The organism is Streptomyces sp. SYSU D01066-1, from assembly GCF_054956795.1.
The window spans coordinates 1-17,592 of record NZ_JBUDHV010000056.1 but is presented as its reverse complement, the minus strand read 5'-3'; the positions used below and the strand labels follow the sequence as shown (position 1 = coordinate 17,592).

Here is a 17,592-nt window from a genome sequence, read left to right as displayed (position 1 = left end):
AAGGTGGTCGGTGCGGGCGCCGCGAGCCGGTCACCGTTCCATCGGTCCGGACCGCCCGTCCGGTTCACTGGCGCGGTCGTGCCGGGGACGGTGCCCGGGTCAGCTGTCCGGGCCCGGCGCGGCACCGGCCCCGACGGCATTGCTGTAGTCGTTGTGCGTGCGGTACTCCTCGACGAACCGGCCCGAGGCCCAGCGGTACGTGATCACGTTCTCGCCGGACGGGACCGACACCGCGTCGTCCCTCTCGTACACCTGCTTGGCCACCACCAGGTCGCCGCGGTCGATCTCCGCGTAGACCGGCGGTTCCTCCGCCTCGAACACGTGCCGGTACCCGCCGTTCTCCTCCCGGTACACGTAGCTGCCCACGCCGACCGCGTCACCGCAGGTCAGGACGTTGATGAGGATGTCCTCGGCGGAGTTGCCGGTCAGGTCCCCGTAACTGACGTCGACGGGGTACTCGTCGGCTACGCACGGCTTCAGCTCCCGCTTGACCTCCGCCGAGACCTGCGGGTCGTTCTTGACCAGGCGAACCGCGTCCACCCGGCCGGCCGCCCCGGCCGAGGAGACCGACGGCGAGGGCGAGGAGGCCGGGGCGGTCACCGGCTCGGCGCGGGCCGGCCCCTCGTCGCGGGCGCCGGTGCCGCCGGCCGTGCAGCCGGAGAGCAGCACGGCGACGGCGACGGCCCCGGCCACCACCGGAACCGCCGCCCCGACGCTCACCCGGTCCGGTCCGGACCGTGGGCCGCCGCTCAGGCCGCGCACCGCTCCCGCTCCTCGTGCTCCAGCGCACGCGCGTCCGACTCGCGGGCCATCAGCTCCTCGCGGAGCCGGGCCAGCGCCCGGTGCAGCGTGCTCTTGACGGTGCCGGCCGACATGCCGAGGGCGGCGGCCGTCTCCTCCGTGGACATCTGCTCCCAGTGTCGCAGGACGACCACGCTGCGCTGCTTGGGGGCGAGCACCTTCAGCACGTCCATCAGCAGGGCCCGGTCGGCGTGCTGGTCGGCGGCGTCGTCCACGCAGGGCTCCGGCAGCTGCTCGGTGGGCACCTCCTCCAGCCTGCGCGCCCGCCACCACTCGGTCCGCGTGTTGATCATGACCCGGCGCAGATAGGCGTCCGCGAGCCGCTTGTCCTCGATGGTCTCCCAGCGGCCGTACGTGCGGACCAGCGCCGTCTGGAGGAGGTCCTGTGCGTCGACCGGGTCCGGGACCAGCCGGCGGGCACTGCGCAGCAGCGCGTCCTGCCGGGTGCGGACGTACTCCTCGAAACCCAGCACCTCGCCGTGCGCCTGCGCCTGCGCCATGGTGAACCGCCTCCCGTTCCCCGTTGTGTGTCGCGTGGTCCCGCTGTGTCCGACGGGCACGGGAACGAAGCTAGGGAAGCGTTGTCACGGCGCTGTGCGAGGAAGGCCGCGACTGGCGATCGGCTGTCCGTCGGTTGTGTAACGGAAATAAGGTCCGGATAAGGGCGCGGGTGATTGGGGCGGCTATCGGCGCGTTCGCCGGTGCCGGTGCCGGTGCCGGTGCCGGTGCCGGTGCCGGTGCTGGTCCTGGTCCTGGTATTGGTCCTGGTGCCGGCCAGGTCAGGTCAGGTCAGGTCAGCGGCAGCCGGTAACGGTCGCCGGCCAGCGGCTCCACCAGTCCGTCGGCGACCAGTCCGTCCAGGGCGCGGGCCCGCTGGACCGGCTCGTGCCACACCCGGTCGAGGGCCGCCCGCGGCACCGGCCCGGGGGCCTCCCGCAGGACGGCCAGCAGCCGGCCCCGCACCTGGCGGTCGGTGCCCGCGTAGGTCTGGCCGCGGCGCGGCGGACCCTCGTGCGGCGGCTTGCCCGCCAGCCGCCAGGCGCACTGCGCGGCGATCGGGCAGCGGTGGCACGACTCGTTCTTCGCGGTGCACACCAGCGCGCCCAGCTCCATGGAGGCGGCGGCCCAGCGCGCGGCGGTCGGCTCGTCGTCCGGCAGCAGCGCGCGGGCGAGCCGGCGCTCGGCGGCGGTGGTGGCGTTCGGCGGGTACTGCACACCGGTGACGGCCCGCGCGAAGACCCGGCGGACGTTGGTGTCCAGCACGGCGTGCCGTCGGCCGTAGGCGAACGAGGCGACGGCGGCGGCCGTGTACTCGCCGATGCCGGGCAGCGCGAGCAGCGCCGCGTGATCGGACGGTACGTCCCCGCCGTGCCGTTCCGCTATGGCGACGGCGGCGCCGTGCAGCCGCAGGGCGCGGCGCGGGTAGCCGAGCCGGCCCCAGGCGCGGACGGCCTCGCCGGGGGCCTCCGCGGCGAGGTCGGCGGGGCGCGGCCAGCGGGCCAGCCACTGCTCGTAGACGGGCAGGACGCGGCTGACCGGCGTCTGCTGGAGCATGAACTCGCTGACCATGACGCCCCAGGCACCGGCTTCCGGGCGCCGCCACGGCAGGTCGCGGGCGTGGGCGTCGAACCAGTCGATGACGGGGGCGTGCAGCGGCGAACCGGGTCCGGCCGAATGGGGTCCGGCCGGGTCGGGTCCGGCCGGGGCGGGTCCGGCCGGGGCGGGTCCGGCGGGGTCGCTGGGTGAGGGCTGGGGCTTCGTGGGCGCAGTCATGACCTACCGATCCTGCCACGGGAGGACGGCTCCGCGGGCGCGGCGCCACTTGGCGACGCGCGTCAAGCGATGGCCAAAGCTGCAAGCGCCGCGACCGCGAACGCCGCGGCGGCGGCCATCGCGACGGGTGACCGTTTCATCCGTTTCCTCTACATGACGAACCGTCGGACACGGTCTCCGGAATGATGATCCGCAAAAGTTGATGACCCGAACGGCGGGTGGCGCAAGGTAACGCACCGATCTCTCGTACAGTTTCCGCCGTGGGATCTCTGCGCAATCCGGTCGGGCCGCTTCCCTCCTCCATCTACTGGCGTCGGAGGGCCGTACTGCTGTCCGTCGTCGTCCTGTTGGCGCTTCTGGTCACGTGGATCATGACCATGGGCGGCGGAGGTGGCGGGGACGGTCACGACGACGGTGCCGACGGCAAGAATCCCGCTCCCTCGATCACGCCGGGCCCGTCGGGCTCGGGACCCGCGATCAGCCAAGCACCGGGCGGGCGCGACGAGTCGGGCGACGAGGACTCCGGCACAACCGGCTCCGGTGGGGAGGACGGCACGGGCGACGGCACGGGCGACGGTTCGACCGGCGGTTCGGGATCCGGCGCGGGGGAGTCCGGCGGCGGCTCCGGTGACGCGGGCGGTTCGAGCGGTTCCGGGAGCGGCGCGGGCGGCGGTACGGCGGCCGGTGTCGGCTCGGGCGACGTCCTGCCGGCGGGGACCTCGCTGCCCGACTGCACCGCCGGTGCGGTGGAGTTGAGCCTGCGCAGCGTGCGCAACACCTACGAGCCGGGCCAGACCCCCGCCTTCGAACTCACCGCGCGCAACGGCTCCGGCAGCGACTGCAAAGTCGATCTCGGGCCCGAGCGTACGGTGGTGACGATCACGCCGGCCGACGACGAGGACGCGTTCTGGTCCTCCGACGACTGCGTGAAGGGTGCCGAGAGCCTGGTGTTCCGGGTCCCGGCCGGCACCGGCATCACCTACACGGTCAAGTGGGACCGCAAGCCGAGCGCCCCCGAGTGCGCGACCCCCACGTCCGGCAAGGCCAAGGCGGGCACGTACCTGGTCGAGGCCAAGGCCCCGGGCTTCCCGAAGACACAGACGTCCTTCGTCCTGGAGAGCGCCTGAGGGAAAGCGCCCCGTAAGGGGCGCGGGACTGCACCGAGGCGCGGACCCACCGCGTGGACGCGAGCAACCGCACCGTACCAGCGTCCGAGACCGCACCGTACCGGCGCCCGAAGCCGCACCGTACCGGCGCCCGAAGCCGCACCGTACCGGCGCCCGAAGCCGCACTGCACCGGCGTCCGAGACCGCACCGTACCGGCGCCCGAAGCCGCACTGCACCGGCGTCCGAGACCGCACTGCACCGGCCCCCGAAGCCGCACCGAACCGAACCGCCGGAGACTACACGTACCGCTCCAGAATGGAACTCTCCGCCAGCCGCGACAGCCCCTCCCGCACGCTCCGGGCCCGAGCCTCCCCGACCCCGTCCACGGTCTGCAGGTCGTCCACGCTCGCGGCGAGCAGCTTCTGCAGCCCCCCGAAGTGCTCCACCAGCCGGTCGATGATCGCCCCCGGCAGCCGCGGCACCTTCGCCAGCAGCCGGAAACCGCGTGGGGACACCGCCGAGTCCAGCGTCTCCGGTGAGCCCAGGTACCCCAGCGCCCGGGCCACCGTGGACAGTTCGAGCAGCTCGGCATGGCTGAGCTTGTCCAGCTCGGCCAGTGCCTCGTCCACCGTGCGCGAGCGCTTCGCGGTCGGCTCGGGCACGTAGTCCCGTACCACCAGCTCCCGTTCGGGCTCCACGCCCGCGATCAGCTCGTCGAGCTGGAGCGCGAGCAGCCGTCCGTCGGTGCCCAGCTCCACCACGTACTCGGCGATCTCGGTGGCGATCCGGCGCACCATCTCCAGGCGCTGCGCGACCGCCGAGACGTCCCGGACGGTGACGAGGTCCTCGATCTCCAGCGCGGACAGCGTGCCCGCGACCTCGTCGAGGCGCAGCTTGTACCGCTCCAGCGTGGCCAGCGCCTGGTTGGCGCGGGACAGGATCGCCGCCGAGTCCTCCAGGACCCGGCGCTGCCCGTCGACGTAGAGCGCGATGAGCCGCATGGACTGCGAGACGGAGACGACGGGGAAACCGACCTGCTTGCTGACCCGGTCCGCCGTACGGTGCCGGGTGCCCGTCTCCTCCGTGGGGATCGTCGGGTCGGGGACCAGCTGGACGCCGGCCCGCAGGATCTTCGACAGGTCCGAGGAGAGCACGATGCCGCCGTCGAGCTTGCACAGCTCGCGCAGCCGCGTCGCGGTGAACTCCACGTCCAGCACGAAGCCGCCGGTGCACATCACCTCGACGGTCTTGTCGGAGCCGAGCACGATCAGTCCGCCGGTGTTGCCGCGGAGTACGCGCTCCAGGCCGTCACGCAGCGCCGTCCCCGGTGCCACGGCGCTCAGCGAGGCGCGCATCAGGCCATCGGAACCGGCGCTCCCACCGGATTTCCCGGGAGCCGCCGCCCGGTCGTTGGCTGCCACTGCACTCCTCCGGTCGCTGGTTTCGGGACGCCCCCGTTTCGCGCACTCGGTTCGTACGGACGGGCGAGACCAGGGCAAAGTCTACCGGCGGTCCTCCGTCTCCCGTGGGGCCTCTCGGCGACGGGACCGCGGAAGGACGCGCAGGGCGTCCCCTATGTCCGCCACTTCCAGGACCTTCATGCCGGGCGGGACCTTCCCCGGATCGCCCGGTACCAGCGCGTGTGTGAAGCCCAGGCGGTGCGCCTCGGAGAGCCTGCGCTGCACGCCCGTGACCCGTCTCACCTCGCCCGCGAGGCCGACCTCGCCGATCGCCACCAGGTTCTTGGGCAGCGGGGTGTCGCTGGCCGCGCTGGCCAGGGCGAGGGCGACGGCCAGGTCGGCGGCGGGCTCGGAGAGCTTCACGCCGCCGACCGTCGCGGAGTAGATGTCCCGCTTGCCCAGGGCGCTGATCCGGCCGCGCTGCTCCAGGACGGCCAGCATCATCGACACCCGGGACGTCTCCAGACCGGACGTGGTGCGCCGCGGGGAGGGGATCTGCGAGTCGACGGTGAGCGCCTGCACCTCGGCCACCAGTGGGCGGCGGCCCTCCAGAGTGACGGTCAGGCAGGTGCCGGGCACCGGCTCGGCGCGGCGGGTCAGGAACAGTCCGCTGGGGTCGGCCAGCCCGACGATGCCCTCGTCGGACAGCTCGAAGCAGCCGACCTCGTCGGTGGCGCCGTAGCGGTTCTTGACGCCGCGGACCAGGCGCAGCCGGGCGTGCCGGTCGCCCTCGAAGTTCAGGACGACGTCCACCAGGTGCTCCAGGAGGCGGGGGCCGGCGATCGCGCCGTCCTTGGTGACGTGGCCGACCAGCAGGGTGGACATGCCGCGCTCCTTGGAGGCGCGGATCAGCGCCCCCGCCACCTCCCGGACCTGCGCCATGCCGCCGGGGGCGCCGTCGATCTCCGGGGAGGCGACCGTCTGCACCGAGTCCATGATCAGCAGGGACGGCTTCACCGCGTCGAGGTGACCGAGGACCGCCGCGAGGTCGGTCTCCGCGGCGAGGTAGAGGTGGTCGGCGAGGGCGCCGATGCGGTCGGCGCGCAGCCGGACCTGGCTCGCCGACTCCTCGCCCGTGACGTACAGGGTCCGGTGCTCCTCGTCGGACGCCTTGGCCGCCACGTCGAGGAGCAGCGTGGACTTGCCGACGCCGGGCTCCCCGGCCAGCAGCACCACCGCGCCGGGGACCAGTCCGCCGCCCAGCACGCGGTCCAGCTCGGGCACGCCGGTGGAGCGGGCGGTGGCCTGGCGGCCGTCGACCTGGCCGATGGGCAGGGCGGAGGTGGTGACGCGCCCCGGCGCCGTCGTCCGGACCGCGGGCGTGCCGTACTCCTCGATCGTCCCCCACGCCTGGCACTCGGGGCAGCGACCGAGCCACTTGGCCGTCTGCCAGCCGCACTCCGTGCAGCGGTAGGACGGACGGTCCTTGGTGGTCTTCGTACGGGCAGCCATGCACGAAACCGTAACCGCACCCACTGACAATCCCGCCGACAGTCCCACCGACAACCCGACACCGGACCGCCGCCGGGTCACCGGCGACCCGGCAGCGGGCCACCGCCGGACCGCCGGCAACCCGGCAGCGGAGCGCCGCCGGACCGCCGACAACCCGGCACCGGGCCACCGCCGGCCCGCTGCCGACGGGCGCGTAACGGCCATCTGCCGTAAAACGCCAAGGCGGAACAAAGGGTTCCTGTCCTCTATCGAGGGATCATTTCACCCGTACGAATTAAAAGTGGCCAACGCGCCAGCCCGCGCCACCCATGGCCCCCTACGGTCGCCGGATGAGCAGCAGCAGTCCGCAGACCACGACCCGCACGACCGGCGCAGACCGGGCGCACCGGGAAGCGCGTGACCGCGGCGCGGCGCGCACGGTGGCGCAGCGACCGCCCACGCCCTACGAGCCGTACCTGGACGGTCTGTTCACCTACTGCCTGTCCGTGCTGTGCGACCACGACACCGCGACCGCCGCCCTGGGCGACGCCCTGGTCCTCGCCGAGCGCCGCCACCACCGCCGCCCCGAGGCCGCCGGGGACCGCCGGGCCTGGCTGTACGCGCTGGCCCGCTGGGCCTGCCTGCGCAAGCTGTCCGAGGCCCAGCAGAAACGTCGGGCCGTCCACGCGGCGGACCGCGAGGCCGCCACCGAGCCGCCCCGCGCCCCGGACGTCCCCGAGGACGTCCAGGAGTACCGCAACCGCCAACTGGCCCTGCTCGCCTGGCCGGAGGCGGCCGGCACCACCCCGGAGCAGCGCGAGGCCCTCGAACTCGCGGTACGCCACCACCTGGCCGCCCACGAGGTCGCCGCCGTCCTCGGCACGCCCCCGGCCGCCGCCCGCGAACTGCTCGCCTCCGCCGCCTGCGAGGTCGAGCGCACCCGCGCCGCCCTCGCCGTCGTCGAGACCGGCACCTGTCCGGGCGTCGCCCGCTTCACCACCGGGGACGGCCGGCCGGCGCTGAGCGCGGCGCTCCGCCGCGAACTGGTCCGGCACGTCGACGACTGCCCGCGCTGCCGCCGCACCGCCGAGCGCGCCATCCCCGGCCGCTGGCCCGGCACCAGCGTCACGCCCGCCGCGCTGCCCGTCCTGACCGCGCCCCGCGCGGCGCTGCGCGGGGCGATGGCGCGGCTCCCGCGCGCGCGGGGCGCCGCTCCCCGCTTCGACCGGCGGGGTTTCCCGGTGCCCCCCGGCGACCGCGCGGCCCGGCGCGACCGGCTGCGCGTGCGCGCCGTCGCCACGGCCGTCGTCGCCACCGTCGTCGCGGCCCCCGTGTTCGCGCTGTGGGCGACCTGCCGCGGCACCCCGTCCACCGGGGCCGAGGACGGCCGCACCACCAGCGCCGGCGAGACCCACGGCACCGACGGCACCGACGACGCGCCGGCGGGCGGCCACGAGCGCGCCGGCGGCACCGGCACCGCACCGGGCACGTCCTCCGGCCCCGCCGGCGGCCTGCGCGTCTCCGTGCAGGTCCGCGGGGCCGTCGGCCGGGAGGGCACCGCCCGGATGGAGGTGACGGCCGCCCGCAGCGGCACGACCACGCTCATCACCCTCACCGCCACCGGCCGCTCCCCGCTGCGCTGGTCCGCCTCGACCGGCGCCCCCTGGCTCTACCTGAACCGTTCCTCGGGCACGCTCGACCCCGGCACCACCACCACCACGATCAAGGTCCACGTCGATCAGCTGCGCGAGCCCTCCGGCCACTGGAGCGCCCGGGTGGCCGTCGAGCCCGGCGGCGCCGTCGTCTCCATCAAGGGCTACGGGACCGCACCCGGCCCCTCCCGGCCCGGCCCCCGCCCCGGCGTGCCCGGCACACCGGACACCCCGCCCCCCGCCGACCCGCGCCCCACCACCACGGCCCCGTCACCAGCCGGATCCGCCCCGGCCGCGACGCCCACCCCCACGCCCCCCGACCCCACCCCCGCCGACCCTTCCCCCACCGGCACGGGCGGCCCGGAGGCCCCGTCCGACGCCGGCGGCACCCCGAGCCCCGCGACGCCGTAGGCACCGGCCGGACCGCGGCACCGAAGCACCCCGGCACCGAAGCACCCCGGCACCGCCTGCGCCACCGGAAGCACAGGCGTCCCCCGAAGCACGGGCAGCACCGGAAGCACGGACGCCTCGGAGAAGCCGGATCCGCCCGGCGCCGTAGACACCGGGCGGACCGCAGCACCCCAGTACCGCCTACGCCACCGGCACCACCTACGCCACAGGCACCATTACGCCACCGGCGGCACCGGAGAAACCGGCTCTACCGGAGAAGCCGCCGCCACCACCGGAGAAGCCATCGGCGCCGGATCCGCCGGATGCGGCGCCAGCAGCGGCAGCCGCGAGGCCAGCCGCTCCTCGCACAGCTCGGCCAGCCGGTCGTAGCCCGCCTTGCCCATCAGCTCGATCAGCTCCGGCCGGTAGGAGACGTAGACCGGCTCGCCGGCACCGTGCGCCGAGGTGGCCGACGTGCACCACCAGTGCAGGTCATGGCCGCCCGGCCCCCAGCCGCGTCGGTCGTACTCACCGATCGACACCTGGAGGACGCGCGTGTCGTCGGGCCGGTCGATCCACTCGTACGTCCGCCGCACCGGCAGCTGCCAGCACACGTCCGGCTTGGTCTCCAGCGGCTCGCGCCCCTCCCGCAGCGCCAGGATGTGCAGCGAGCAGCCCGCGCCCCCGGCGAAGCCGGGCCGGTTCTGGAAGACGCACGACCCCTGGAAGGGACGGGTCTGCCGGGAGCCCTCCTCGTCCTCGGACACCCAGCCGTTCGCCGTGCCCTCGGCGTGGTGCTGCCAGATGTCCGGTGTGAGACGGGCCACATGACCGGCGACCCGGGCCTCGTCGTCCTCGTCGGAGAAGTGGGCGCCCAGCGAGCAGCACCCGTCGTCCGCGCGGCCCGCCTGGATGCCCTGGCAGCCGCTGCCGAAGACGCAGTTCCAGCGAGAGGTCAGCCAGGTCAGGTCGCAGCGGAAGACCTGCTCGTCGTCGGCCGGGTCCGGGAACTCCACCCACGCGCGCGCGAAGTCGAGCCCCTTCTCGTCACCCGCCGGCGCTGGCACGGCCCGCGCGTCCTTCTTCTTCCGTCCGCCCTTCCCGGGCTGTTTCGCGTCCTTCGCCTGCTTCGTCTTTGGCACCCGTCCAGGGTAAGTCGCCCACTGCCGGTACCCCCACCGACGGCGGCCGTCCTGGCAGTAGCGTTCCGTGCATGAGACTCGGTGTCCTCGACGTGGGATCCAACACGGTCCACCTCCTGGTGGTGGACGCGCACCCGGGCGCACGCCCGCTGCCCGCGCACTCGCACAAGGCCGAACTGCGCCTCGCCCAACTCCTCGACGCGGACGGCGCGATCGGCGCCGCCGGGGTCGACCGGCTCACGGCCGTCGTCCGCCGGGCGCTCCAGGCCGCCGAGGACAAGGGCGTGGAGGACCTGCTGCCGTTCGCCACCTCCGCCGTGCGCGAGGCGAGCAACGCCGACGAGGTCCTCGGCCGCGTCCGCGCCGAGACCGGCGTCGAGCTGACCGTGCTGACCGGCGCCGAGGAGGCGCGGCTCACCTTCCTCGCCGCCCGCCGCTGGTTCGGCTGGTCCGCGGGCAAGCTGCTGGTCCTCGACATCGGCGGCGGCTCCCTGGAGATCGCGTACGGCATCGACGAGGAACCCGACGCCGCCGTCTCCCTGCCGCTCGGCGCGGGCCGCCTGACCGCCGGCCGGCTGCCCGGCGACCCGCCCGACCCGGACGACGTGCGCGCCCTGCGCCGGCACGTCCGTACGGAGATAGCCCGGACGGTCGGCGAGTTCAGCCGCTTCGGCGCCCCCGACCACGTCGTCGCCACCTCGAAGACCTTCAAGCAGCTGGCCCGCCTCACCGGCGCCGCCCGCTCCGCCGAGGGCCTCTACGTCCAGCGGGAACTCAAGCGGTCCTCCCTGGAGGGCTGGGTCCCGCGCCTGGCCGCCATGACCACCGCCGAACGCGCCGGACTCCCCGGAGTCTCCGAGGGCCGGGCCGGCCAGCTGGTCGCCGGCGCCCTGGTGGCCGAAGCGGCGATGGACCTGTTCGCCGTGGAGACCCTGGAGATCTGTCCCTGGGCCCTCAGGGAGGGCGTCATCCTGCGGCGGCTTGACCACATGGGTCATGGCTGACGCCGACGAGGGGCGCGGGGCCGTACCGCTCCGCGGCCCCGCCGCGTGGACGCGACAAGCCGCGCCGGACCCGGCACCGCCTATGGCGAAGACCACGACCGAGACCACGACCACGACCGTGATCAGGCGCCCGGTCCCACCCACCCGCGAAGCCGCGCCGGACCCGGCACCGCCTATGGCGAAGACCATGGCCACGACCGAGACCACGACCACGACCGTGATCAGGCGCCCGGTCCCACCCACCCGCAAAGCCGCCCCGGCCCCCACACCCGCCTATGGCGAAGACCACAACCGCGATCAGACGCCCGGGCCCACCCATCCGCACCCCGTAACCTGAACCCCATGGCGGAGCCCCTACGCATTCCGGACGCGAAGGTCGCCCTGTCGACGGCCTCCGTCTACCCGGAGTCGACGGCGACGGCCTTCGAGATCGCCGCACGCCTCGGATACGACGGCGTCGAGGTCATGGTGTGGACCGACCCGGTCAGCCAGGACATCGAGGCACTACGCAGACTCAGCGACTACCACCAGGTCCCGATCCTGGCCGTGCACGCCCCGTGCCTGCTCATCACCCAGCGCGTCTGGTCCACCGACCCCTGGGTCAAGCTCCAGCGCGCCCGCGCCGCCGCCGAGAAGCTCGGCGCGAGCACGGTCGTCGTCCACCCGCCCTTCCGCTGGCAGCGCCAGTACGCCCGCGGCTTCGTCGAGGGCGTGTGGCGCATGGCCGACGAGACGGACGTGCGGTTCGCCGTCGAGAACATGTACCCCTGGCGCTACCGCGACCGCGAGATGCTCGCCTACGCCCCCGACTGGGACGTCACCAAGGACGACTACCGGCACTTCACGATCGACCTCAGTCACACCGCCACCGCCCGCACCGACGCCCTCGGCATGGTCGACCGCATGGGCGGCCGGCTCGGCCACGTCCACCTCGCCGACGGACGGGGCTCCGCCAAGGACGAGCACCTCGTCCCCGGCCGCGGCACCCAGCCCTGCGCCGAGCTGCTCGAGCGCCTGGCGCTGACCGGCTTCGACGGCCATGTCGTCATCGAGGTCAACACCCGCCGGGCGATGTCCGGCGCCGAGCGGGAGGCCGACCTGGCCGAGGCCCTGGCCTTCACCCGCCGCCACCTGGCCTCCGCGGCGAGCACCTCCCGCGGGTGAGGGACGGCGGACCGCGGAGCACCCCGGCCCACGAGGCGGCCCACGGCACGGCCGGCGAGACACGCGTCCCGTCATCCGGACACCGTGTCCCGGTCCCTGGATGACCGGCGTACGCTCGACGTCAGTCAGAACCCTGCCGGTGCTCCGAGCGGCACCGGCAGAACTCTCCGAAGGAGCGAGCGACGATGCCCGAGCTGAGGTCCCGCACAGTCACCCACGGCCGCAACATGGCGGGCGCCCGCGCCCTGATGCGTGCCTCCGGTGTACCCGGTGCGGACATCGGCCGGAAGCCGATCATCGCGGTCGCCAACAGCTTCACGGAGTTCGTGCCGGGCCACACCCACCTGGCCCCGGTCGGCCGGATCGTCAGCGAGGCGGTCAAGGCGGCCGGCGGCATCCCGCGCGAGTTCAACACGATCGCCGTCGACGACGGCATCGCCATGGGCCACGGCGGCATGCTCTACTCCCTGCCCTCCCGCGACCTGATCGCGGACAGCGTGGAGTACATGGTCGAGGCCCACTGCGCCGACGCCCTGATCTGCATCTCCAACTGCGACAAGATCACCCCGGGCATGCTCAACGCGGCCCTGCGCCTGAACATCCCGACGGTCTTCGTCTCCGGCGGCCCGATGGAGTCCGGCCGCGCCACCCTGGTCGACGGCACGGTCCGCACGCTCGACCTGGTCGACGCGATGTCCGAGGCGGTGAACGAGAAGGTCTCGGACGAGGACATGCTCCGCATCGAGGAGAGCGCCTGTCCGACCTGCGGCTCCTGCTCCGGCATGTTCACCGCCAACTCCATGAACTGCCTCACCGAGGCGATCGGCCTCTCCCTCCCCGGCAACGGCTCGGTCCTGGCCACCCACACGGCCCGCAAACAGCTCTACGTGCGCGCCGCCGAGACGGTCATGGACCTCACCCGCCGCTACTACGAGCAGGACGACGCCTCGGTCCTGCCCCGCTCCGTCGCCACGTTCCAGGCGTTCGAGAACGCCATGGCCCTCGACATCGCGATGGGCGGCTCCACCAACACGATCCTGCACCTGCTGGCCGCCGCCCAGGAGGCCGGCGTGCCCTTCGGCCTGGAGCAGATCGACGCCGTCTCGCGCCGCGTGCCCTGCCTGGCCAAGGTGGCGCCGAACGTCGCCAAGGACCGCACGTACTACATGGAGGACGTGCACCGCGCCGGCGGCATCCCCGCCCTGCTGGGCGAGCTGCACCGCGCGGGCCTGCTCAACGAGGACGTGCACTCCGTGCACAGCCCGTCCCTCGCCGACTGGCTCAAGACCTGGGACGTCCGCGGCGGCTCCCCGTCCGCCGAGGCCGTGGAGCTGTGGCACGCGGCGCCCGGCTGCGTCCGCTCCGCCGAGGCGTTCTCCCAGTCCGAGCGCTGGGAGGCCCTCGACACGGACGCCGAGGGCGGCTGCATCCGCTCCGCCGAGCACGCCTACTCCAAGGACGGCGGCCTGGCGGTCCTCAAGGGCAACCTCGCCGTCGACGGCTGCGTGGTCAAGACCGCCGGCGTCGACGAGTCGATCTGGACCTTCGAGGGCCCGGCGGTGGTCTGCGAATCCCAGGAAGAGGCGGTCCAGAAGATCCTCACCCAGCAGGTCAAGGAGGGCGACGTCGTCGTCATCCGCTACGAGGGCCCCAAGGGCGGCCCCGGCATGCAGGAGATGCTCTACCCGACCTCGTACCTCAAGGGCCGCGGCCTGGGCAAGGCGTGCGCCCTGGTCACCGACGGCCGTTTCTCCGGCGGCACCTCGGGCCTGTCCATCGGCCACGCCAGCCCCGAGGCGGCCTCCGGCGGCACCATCGCCCTGGTCGAGGACGGCGACCGCATCCGCATCGACATCCCGGCCCGCTCCATCGAGCTGCTGGTCGACGACGCCGAGCTGGCCCGCCGCGAGCAGGCGCTGAACGGCACGTACGCCCCGAAGGACCGCGACCGCAAGGTCTCGGCCGCCCTGCGCGCCTACGCCGCGATGGCGACCAGCGCGGACAAGGGCGCCGTCCGGGACGTCAGCAAGCTCGGCTGACCCGGTCCGCCGCCGCGCGGATCCGTCCGCCCCTCACCAGGCGGCCGGGTTCCGCCCGTCCACCGCGAGGACCGTCCCGTCGGGGGCACCGGCGCAGACCCGGCCCCCGACGGGACGGGCGCGGGCGGCGCGGCGGCCACCCGGTCCGCCGCACCGCCCAGCCGCGGGGCCGTCTGCCCGAGGAGCCGTCCGGTACGGGCGTCCACGCCGAGCAGCCGCCCGTCCGGGGCGGTGACGCACACGTGCCGTCCGCCGGCGACCGGCGCCGAACCGCGGCTCAGGCCCGTCCCCCGGCTCCACCGCTGCCCACGCGCCGCGGGACCGACGGCCGCCAGGGTGCCGCCCGCGCCCATCACGTACACGACGTCCCCGCGCACGGCCCCTCGCGCCCGCGCCACCGGCACCGCCACCCGGCGCACGGCCCCCGTCCCGGAGGTGTGGCGCACGACGGCGCGCGTCTCGCCGTAGACCGCGTCGGCGTCGAGGAGAACGACGGAACCGTCCGCCGCCCCCACCGGCCCCGCGCCCCCGCCGGCTCCGCCGGCTCCGCCGCACGTCACCCGTCCCGGGGGCCACGGCCGTGACCGGGGTGCTCGTCCCGTCGTCCGACACGCCCGCCGCGTACACCGCGCCGTTCCCGGCGGCCCCGGTGGAGCCCGTGACCGAGGAGAAGCACGGCATCGCCCGGCCGGGGAACCGCCGCGACCACACGGTGTCACCGGTGGCCCCGTCCACACCGGCCACCTTCCCGTCCGCGCCGGTGAGCAGCACCATCCCGCCGGCCGGGCACAGGCTCCGGCACCCGGGCACCTCCCGGCGCCAGGCCGGCTCGCCCGTGACCGGGCCGAACGCCGTCAGCGTCTCGCCCTCGTCCAGGGCGAGCCGCACGGGACCGCCCGCGACGACCGGCGGCCCACTGCGCGAACGGCCCGCCACGGAACGCCGCCGCAGCCGCCTCCCGTCCTCGGGACCGAGGGCGAGGACCGCCCCGCCCCGCGCGCACAGCAGCCGCTTCGCCCCGTACGCGCACACGAAACCCCCCGTCCCGGGCGCCGGGGCGCTGACCCACCCGGCGAACGGCGCCGACGCGCTCGGCCGCGCCCCGGACGGCCCCGCGTCCGTACCACCGGGCCAGTACGGCGAAACGAGCGTGCCGACCACCGCGAGCCGGACCGCCCCCGCCACCGCCGGGAACGCGAACAGACCAGGGAAGCCACCGGCGGGGACGAGGACGAGGCCGTCACCACGGCGGCGGCGGACCTCACCTGCTTCGCGGTGGCGCCGGGCGTGCGCCTCAACGCCCGCACCGGCCCCGGCACCCAGTACGCGCTGGTGAAGCAGCCGCCGCCGGGCGCCAAGGCGCCGACCTCCTGCCAGTCCCCGGGCACCCGGGACACCGGCGCCCACGGCACCACCGACATCTGGGACAACATCGACAACGGCCAGTTCGTCCCGGACGCCTACCTCCGGACCGGCAGCGACGGCTACATCCGCCCGCGCTGCTCCTGACCCGCACGACCGGACCGCCCAGGACCCGCGGCGGGGCGGCGGAACGGCCGACGGCCATAATCGGCGCGTGAGCGCAGAGAACGGCAGCCCCGAAGCCACCGGTACCGCCACGGGCGCCCCGGCCGGCCCCCGCCCGGAACCCATCCGGTTCTTCGGCACGACCTGGCTGCGCCACGACGGCGGCTACACCGCCCGCCGCCTCGGCCTCGCCGCCGGCGCGCTGGTCCTCACGGCCGCCGACTGCCTGGTCCTGCGCCTCGCCCACCAGGGCCTGCGGATCGCGGGGGTCGGCGGCTTCGTCACCGCCCTGGTCGTCGTGGTGTTCGCGGTGTGCGGCGCCCTCGCCTTCGGCCACACCTGGGGCGCCTTCACCACCCGCCCCGGCCCCGACCGCCAGGCGTCCCTGCGCGGCCTGCTCACCGTCGGCTTCCTCGGCTCCCTCCTCGCCTACGCCCTGCGCTGCCTCGTCGAGGCCCCCGGCGAGAGACTCCACCGCGCCGAGTACGAAACGGCCGTAGCCCAGCACGAGAAGCGCACGACCCGCCGCTCGGGCAACCCGCGCAAGCGCCACCGCTGAGACCCCGGCCACCACGGCCGTACGCCCCCGCCCGCGCCGTCTCCCCCCACGACACCGCGCACCCGGCAACCGCCCCGCCCGCACGGCCCCGACGGCCGCCCGGTGTCCGTCCGCCGCGAGATCCGCCGGAGCCGCCGCGTCCCGCCCACTGGACGCACCGCCCCCGGCCGCCCCCGGGGTGCGAGGATGGCGACGGACGACGCACCCTCGGAGGCACCGCAGCCATGACCCAGAAAGTCGCAGTCCTCGGCACCGGCAAGATCGGTGAAGCCCTGCTCAGCGGAATGATCCGGGCCGGCTGGACCCCCGCCGACCTGCTGGTCACCACCCGCCGCCAGGAGCGGGCCGACGAGCTTCACGCCCGCCACGGGGTCACCCCGGTCACCAACGCCGAGGCCGCCAAGACCGCCGACACCCTGATCCTCACGGTCAAACCGCAGGACATGGGCACCCTCCTCGACGAGCTGGCCCCCCACGTCCCCGCCGACCGCCTGGTCATCAGCGGCGCGGCAGGCGTCCCGACCTCGTACTTCGAGGACCGCCTCGCCGCCGGCACCCCGGTCGTCCGCGTCATGACGAACACCCCGGCCCTCGTCGACGAGGCCATGTCCGTCATCTCCGCCGGCACTCACGCCACCGCCGCCCACCTCGCCCACGCCGAGGAGATCTTCGGTGCCGTCGGCAAGACCCTCCGTGTCCCCGAGTCCCAGCAGGACGCCTGCACGGCCCTCTCCGGCTCCGGCCCGGCGTACTTCTTCTACCTGGTCGAAGCCATGACCGACGCCGGCATCCTGCTCGGCCTGCCCCGCGACAAGGCCCACGACCTGATCGTCCAGTCCGCGATCGGCGCCGCGACCATGCTCCGTGACAGCGGCGAACACCCGGTCAAGCTCCGCGAGAACGTCACGTCCCCCGCCGGTACGACGATCAGCGCGATCCGTGAACTCGAGAGCCACGGAGTCCGCGCCGCCCTCATCGCCGCCCTGGAGGCCGCCCGCGACCGCAGCCGCGAGCTGGCCTCCGGCAACAACGGCTGACGCCGGCCCACGGGGGAGCAACCCCTTCCCCGCTGTCGGTGACGGCCCGCACGCCCCTCTTCCGCGCCCCCTCCGGCTCATCGAGCGGACGGACGATCCCCGGTACGGCGACGCCGTCCGCCGGCCGCCCGCACGCGCACCGAGCGGGCACGACGCACCGAAGTTGACACGCCGGTCCCCCCTCCGTAAGGTTCTCCGAGTTGTCCGACGTGAGCGCCGACTCCGGTCGGTCCCCGGACAGCCATTCCGCACGTAACCAACCACCTCAGGTGGCACCGGTATGCGTATTTACGGAGTGAGGAATCCAGGTTCGAAAGAACGCGCCCCCCGATTAGGTCGGGAGCCGGGAATCCGCTAAAGTCTCACCACGTCGGAACGGCCCAACAGCCCGGAAGACAGCCCACTCCGACTGGGAATCAGGCCCGAAAGGATCTGATAGAGTCGGAACCGCCGGAAAGGGAAACGCGGAAGCGGGAACCTGGAAAGCACCGAGGAAATCGGATCGG

Annotated in this window: 15 protein-coding genes; 8 read left to right on the top strand and 7 right to left on the bottom strand. The window is 74.3% G+C overall.

The genetic code is table 11. From position 1 onward, the window contains the following. Window positions 1–99 precede the first annotated feature (99 nt). The 3 genes from ACY1JF_RS30990 to ACY1JF_RS30980 all read right to left on the bottom strand — a co-directional run bounded on the left by ACY1JF_RS30990 (window position 100) and on the right by ACY1JF_RS30980 (window position 2,574). Window positions 100–762 carry a hypothetical protein gene (locus ACY1JF_RS30990; protein WP_462708601.1) on the bottom strand — a complete coding sequence of 221 codons (663 nt, stop codon included), beginning with the start codon at window positions 760–762 and terminating at the stop codon, window positions 100–102. Continuing rightward, a complete protein-coding gene (locus ACY1JF_RS30985) occupies window positions 750–1,301 on the bottom strand; it encodes a SigE family RNA polymerase sigma factor (RefSeq protein ID WP_462708600.1) in 552 nt (183 codons plus the stop codon). The genes ACY1JF_RS30990 and ACY1JF_RS30985 overlap by 13 nt, the downstream gene beginning before the upstream one ends. 289 nt (window positions 1,302–1,590) lie before the next feature. Beyond that, entirely contained in the window at window positions 1,591–2,574 is a 984-nt protein-coding gene (locus ACY1JF_RS30980; protein ID WP_462708599.1) for an HhH-GPD family protein, read from the bottom strand. 260 nt (window positions 2,575–2,834) lie between these two features. On the opposite strand from ACY1JF_RS30980, the gene ACY1JF_RS30975 reads away from it, so the two are divergent. Further along, on the top strand, window positions 2,835–3,701 hold the full coding sequence (locus ACY1JF_RS30975; RefSeq protein ID WP_462708598.1) for a hypothetical protein: 867 nt from the start codon (window positions 2,835–2,837) through the stop codon (window positions 3,699–3,701). Between the two features lie 276 nt (window positions 3,702–3,977). Here ACY1JF_RS30975 and disA read toward each other — a convergent pair whose 3' ends face one another. Next, complete coding sequence (gene disA / locus ACY1JF_RS30970) at window positions 3,978–5,102, bottom strand: DNA integrity scanning diadenylate cyclase DisA (RefSeq protein ID WP_403541581.1); 1,125 nt, start codon at window positions 5,100–5,102, stop codon at window positions 3,978–3,980. An 81-nt stretch (window positions 5,103–5,183) separates the two neighbouring features. Further along, window positions 5,184–6,593 (bottom strand): DNA repair protein RadA, encoded by a 1,410-nt coding sequence (gene radA / locus ACY1JF_RS30965; RefSeq protein WP_462708597.1) that lies wholly within the window; start codon window positions 6,591–6,593, stop codon window positions 5,184–5,186. A 329-nt stretch (window positions 6,594–6,922) separates the two neighbouring features. Between radA and ACY1JF_RS30960 the strand changes: the two genes are divergently transcribed. Beyond that, the gene (locus ACY1JF_RS30960) at window positions 6,923–8,635 is read left to right on the top strand and encodes an RNA polymerase sigma factor (RefSeq protein ID WP_462708596.1); all 1,713 of its coding nucleotides are present in this window, start codon (window positions 6,923–6,925) and stop codon (window positions 8,633–8,635) included. A 215-nt stretch (window positions 8,636–8,850) separates the two neighbouring features. Here the strand turns inward: ACY1JF_RS30960 and ACY1JF_RS30955 are convergent, their stop codons facing one another. Further along, window positions 8,851–9,756 carry a hypothetical protein gene (locus ACY1JF_RS30955; protein WP_462708595.1) on the bottom strand — a complete coding sequence of 302 codons (906 nt, stop codon included), beginning with the start codon at window positions 9,754–9,756 and terminating at the stop codon, window positions 8,851–8,853. A 71-nt stretch (window positions 9,757–9,827) separates the two neighbouring features. Between ACY1JF_RS30955 and ACY1JF_RS30950 the strand changes: the two genes are divergently transcribed. The 3 genes from ACY1JF_RS30950 to ilvD all read left to right on the top strand — a co-directional run bounded on the left by ACY1JF_RS30950 (window position 9,828) and on the right by ilvD (window position 13,963). Next, window positions 9,828–10,760, top strand: coding sequence for a Ppx/GppA family phosphatase (locus ACY1JF_RS30950; protein ID WP_462708594.1), 933 nt, complete (start codon window positions 9,828–9,830; stop codon window positions 10,758–10,760). A gap of 342 nt (window positions 10,761–11,102) precedes the next feature. Next, window positions 11,103–11,924, top strand: coding sequence for a sugar phosphate isomerase/epimerase family protein (locus ACY1JF_RS30945; RefSeq protein WP_462708593.1), 822 nt, complete (start codon window positions 11,103–11,105; stop codon window positions 11,922–11,924). A gap of 185 nt (window positions 11,925–12,109) precedes the next feature. Continuing rightward, on the top strand, window positions 12,110–13,963 hold the full coding sequence (ilvD, locus tag ACY1JF_RS30940) for a dihydroxy-acid dehydratase (RefSeq protein WP_462708592.1): 1,854 nt from the start codon (window positions 12,110–12,112) through the stop codon (window positions 13,961–13,963). A gap of 33 nt (window positions 13,964–13,996) precedes the next feature. Here ilvD and ACY1JF_RS30935 read toward each other — a convergent pair whose 3' ends face one another. After that, a complete protein-coding gene (locus ACY1JF_RS30935) occupies window positions 13,997–14,995 on the bottom strand; it encodes an outer membrane protein assembly factor BamB family protein (protein ID WP_462708591.1) in 999 nt (332 codons plus the stop codon). A gap of 255 nt (window positions 14,996–15,250) precedes the next feature. Between ACY1JF_RS30935 and ACY1JF_RS30930 the strand changes: the two genes are divergently transcribed. From ACY1JF_RS30930 to proC, 3 genes are all read left to right on the top strand, one after another. Further along, window positions 15,251–15,472: an SH3 domain-containing protein gene (locus ACY1JF_RS30930; protein ID WP_462708590.1), complete on the top strand. Its 222-nt coding sequence runs from the start codon at window positions 15,251–15,253 to the stop codon at window positions 15,470–15,472. Window positions 15,473–15,539: 67 nt separating this feature from the next. Beyond that, window positions 15,540–16,049 (top strand): EamA/RhaT family transporter, encoded by a 510-nt coding sequence (locus tag ACY1JF_RS30925; protein WP_462708589.1) that lies wholly within the window; start codon window positions 15,540–15,542, stop codon window positions 16,047–16,049. Window positions 16,050–16,273: 224 nt separating this feature from the next. After that, window positions 16,274–17,086: a pyrroline-5-carboxylate reductase gene (gene proC, locus ACY1JF_RS30920; RefSeq protein WP_462708588.1), complete on the top strand. Its 813-nt coding sequence runs from the start codon at window positions 16,274–16,276 to the stop codon at window positions 17,084–17,086. Window positions 17,087–17,592: the final 506 nt, after the last annotated feature.

Excerpts from the sequence above, each read along its gene's own strand:
- proC (WP_462708588.1), top strand. The coding sequence starts at position 16,274 with ATGACCCAGAAAGTCGCAGTCCTCGGCACCGGCAAGATCGGTGAAGCC.
- ACY1JF_RS30980 (WP_462708599.1), bottom strand. The coding sequence starts at position 2,574 with ATGACTGCGCCCACGAAGCCCCAGCCCTCACCCAGCGACCCCGCCGGA.
- ACY1JF_RS30950 (WP_462708594.1), top strand. The coding sequence starts at position 9,828 with ATGAGACTCGGTGTCCTCGACGTGGGATCCAACACGGTCCACCTCCTG.
- radA (WP_462708597.1), bottom strand. The coding sequence starts at position 6,593 with ATGGCTGCCCGTACGAAGACCACCAAGGACCGTCCGTCCTACCGCTGC.
- ACY1JF_RS30960 (WP_462708596.1), top strand. The coding sequence starts at position 6,923 with ATGAGCAGCAGCAGTCCGCAGACCACGACCCGCACGACCGGCGCAGAC.
- ACY1JF_RS30945 (WP_462708593.1), top strand. The coding sequence starts at position 11,103 with ATGGCGGAGCCCCTACGCATTCCGGACGCGAAGGTCGCCCTGTCGACG.
- ilvD (WP_462708592.1), top strand. The coding sequence starts at position 12,110 with ATGCCCGAGCTGAGGTCCCGCACAGTCACCCACGGCCGCAACATGGCG.
- ACY1JF_RS30985 (WP_462708600.1), bottom strand. The coding sequence starts at position 1,301 with ATGGCGCAGGCGCAGGCGCACGGCGAGGTGCTGGGTTTCGAGGAGTAC.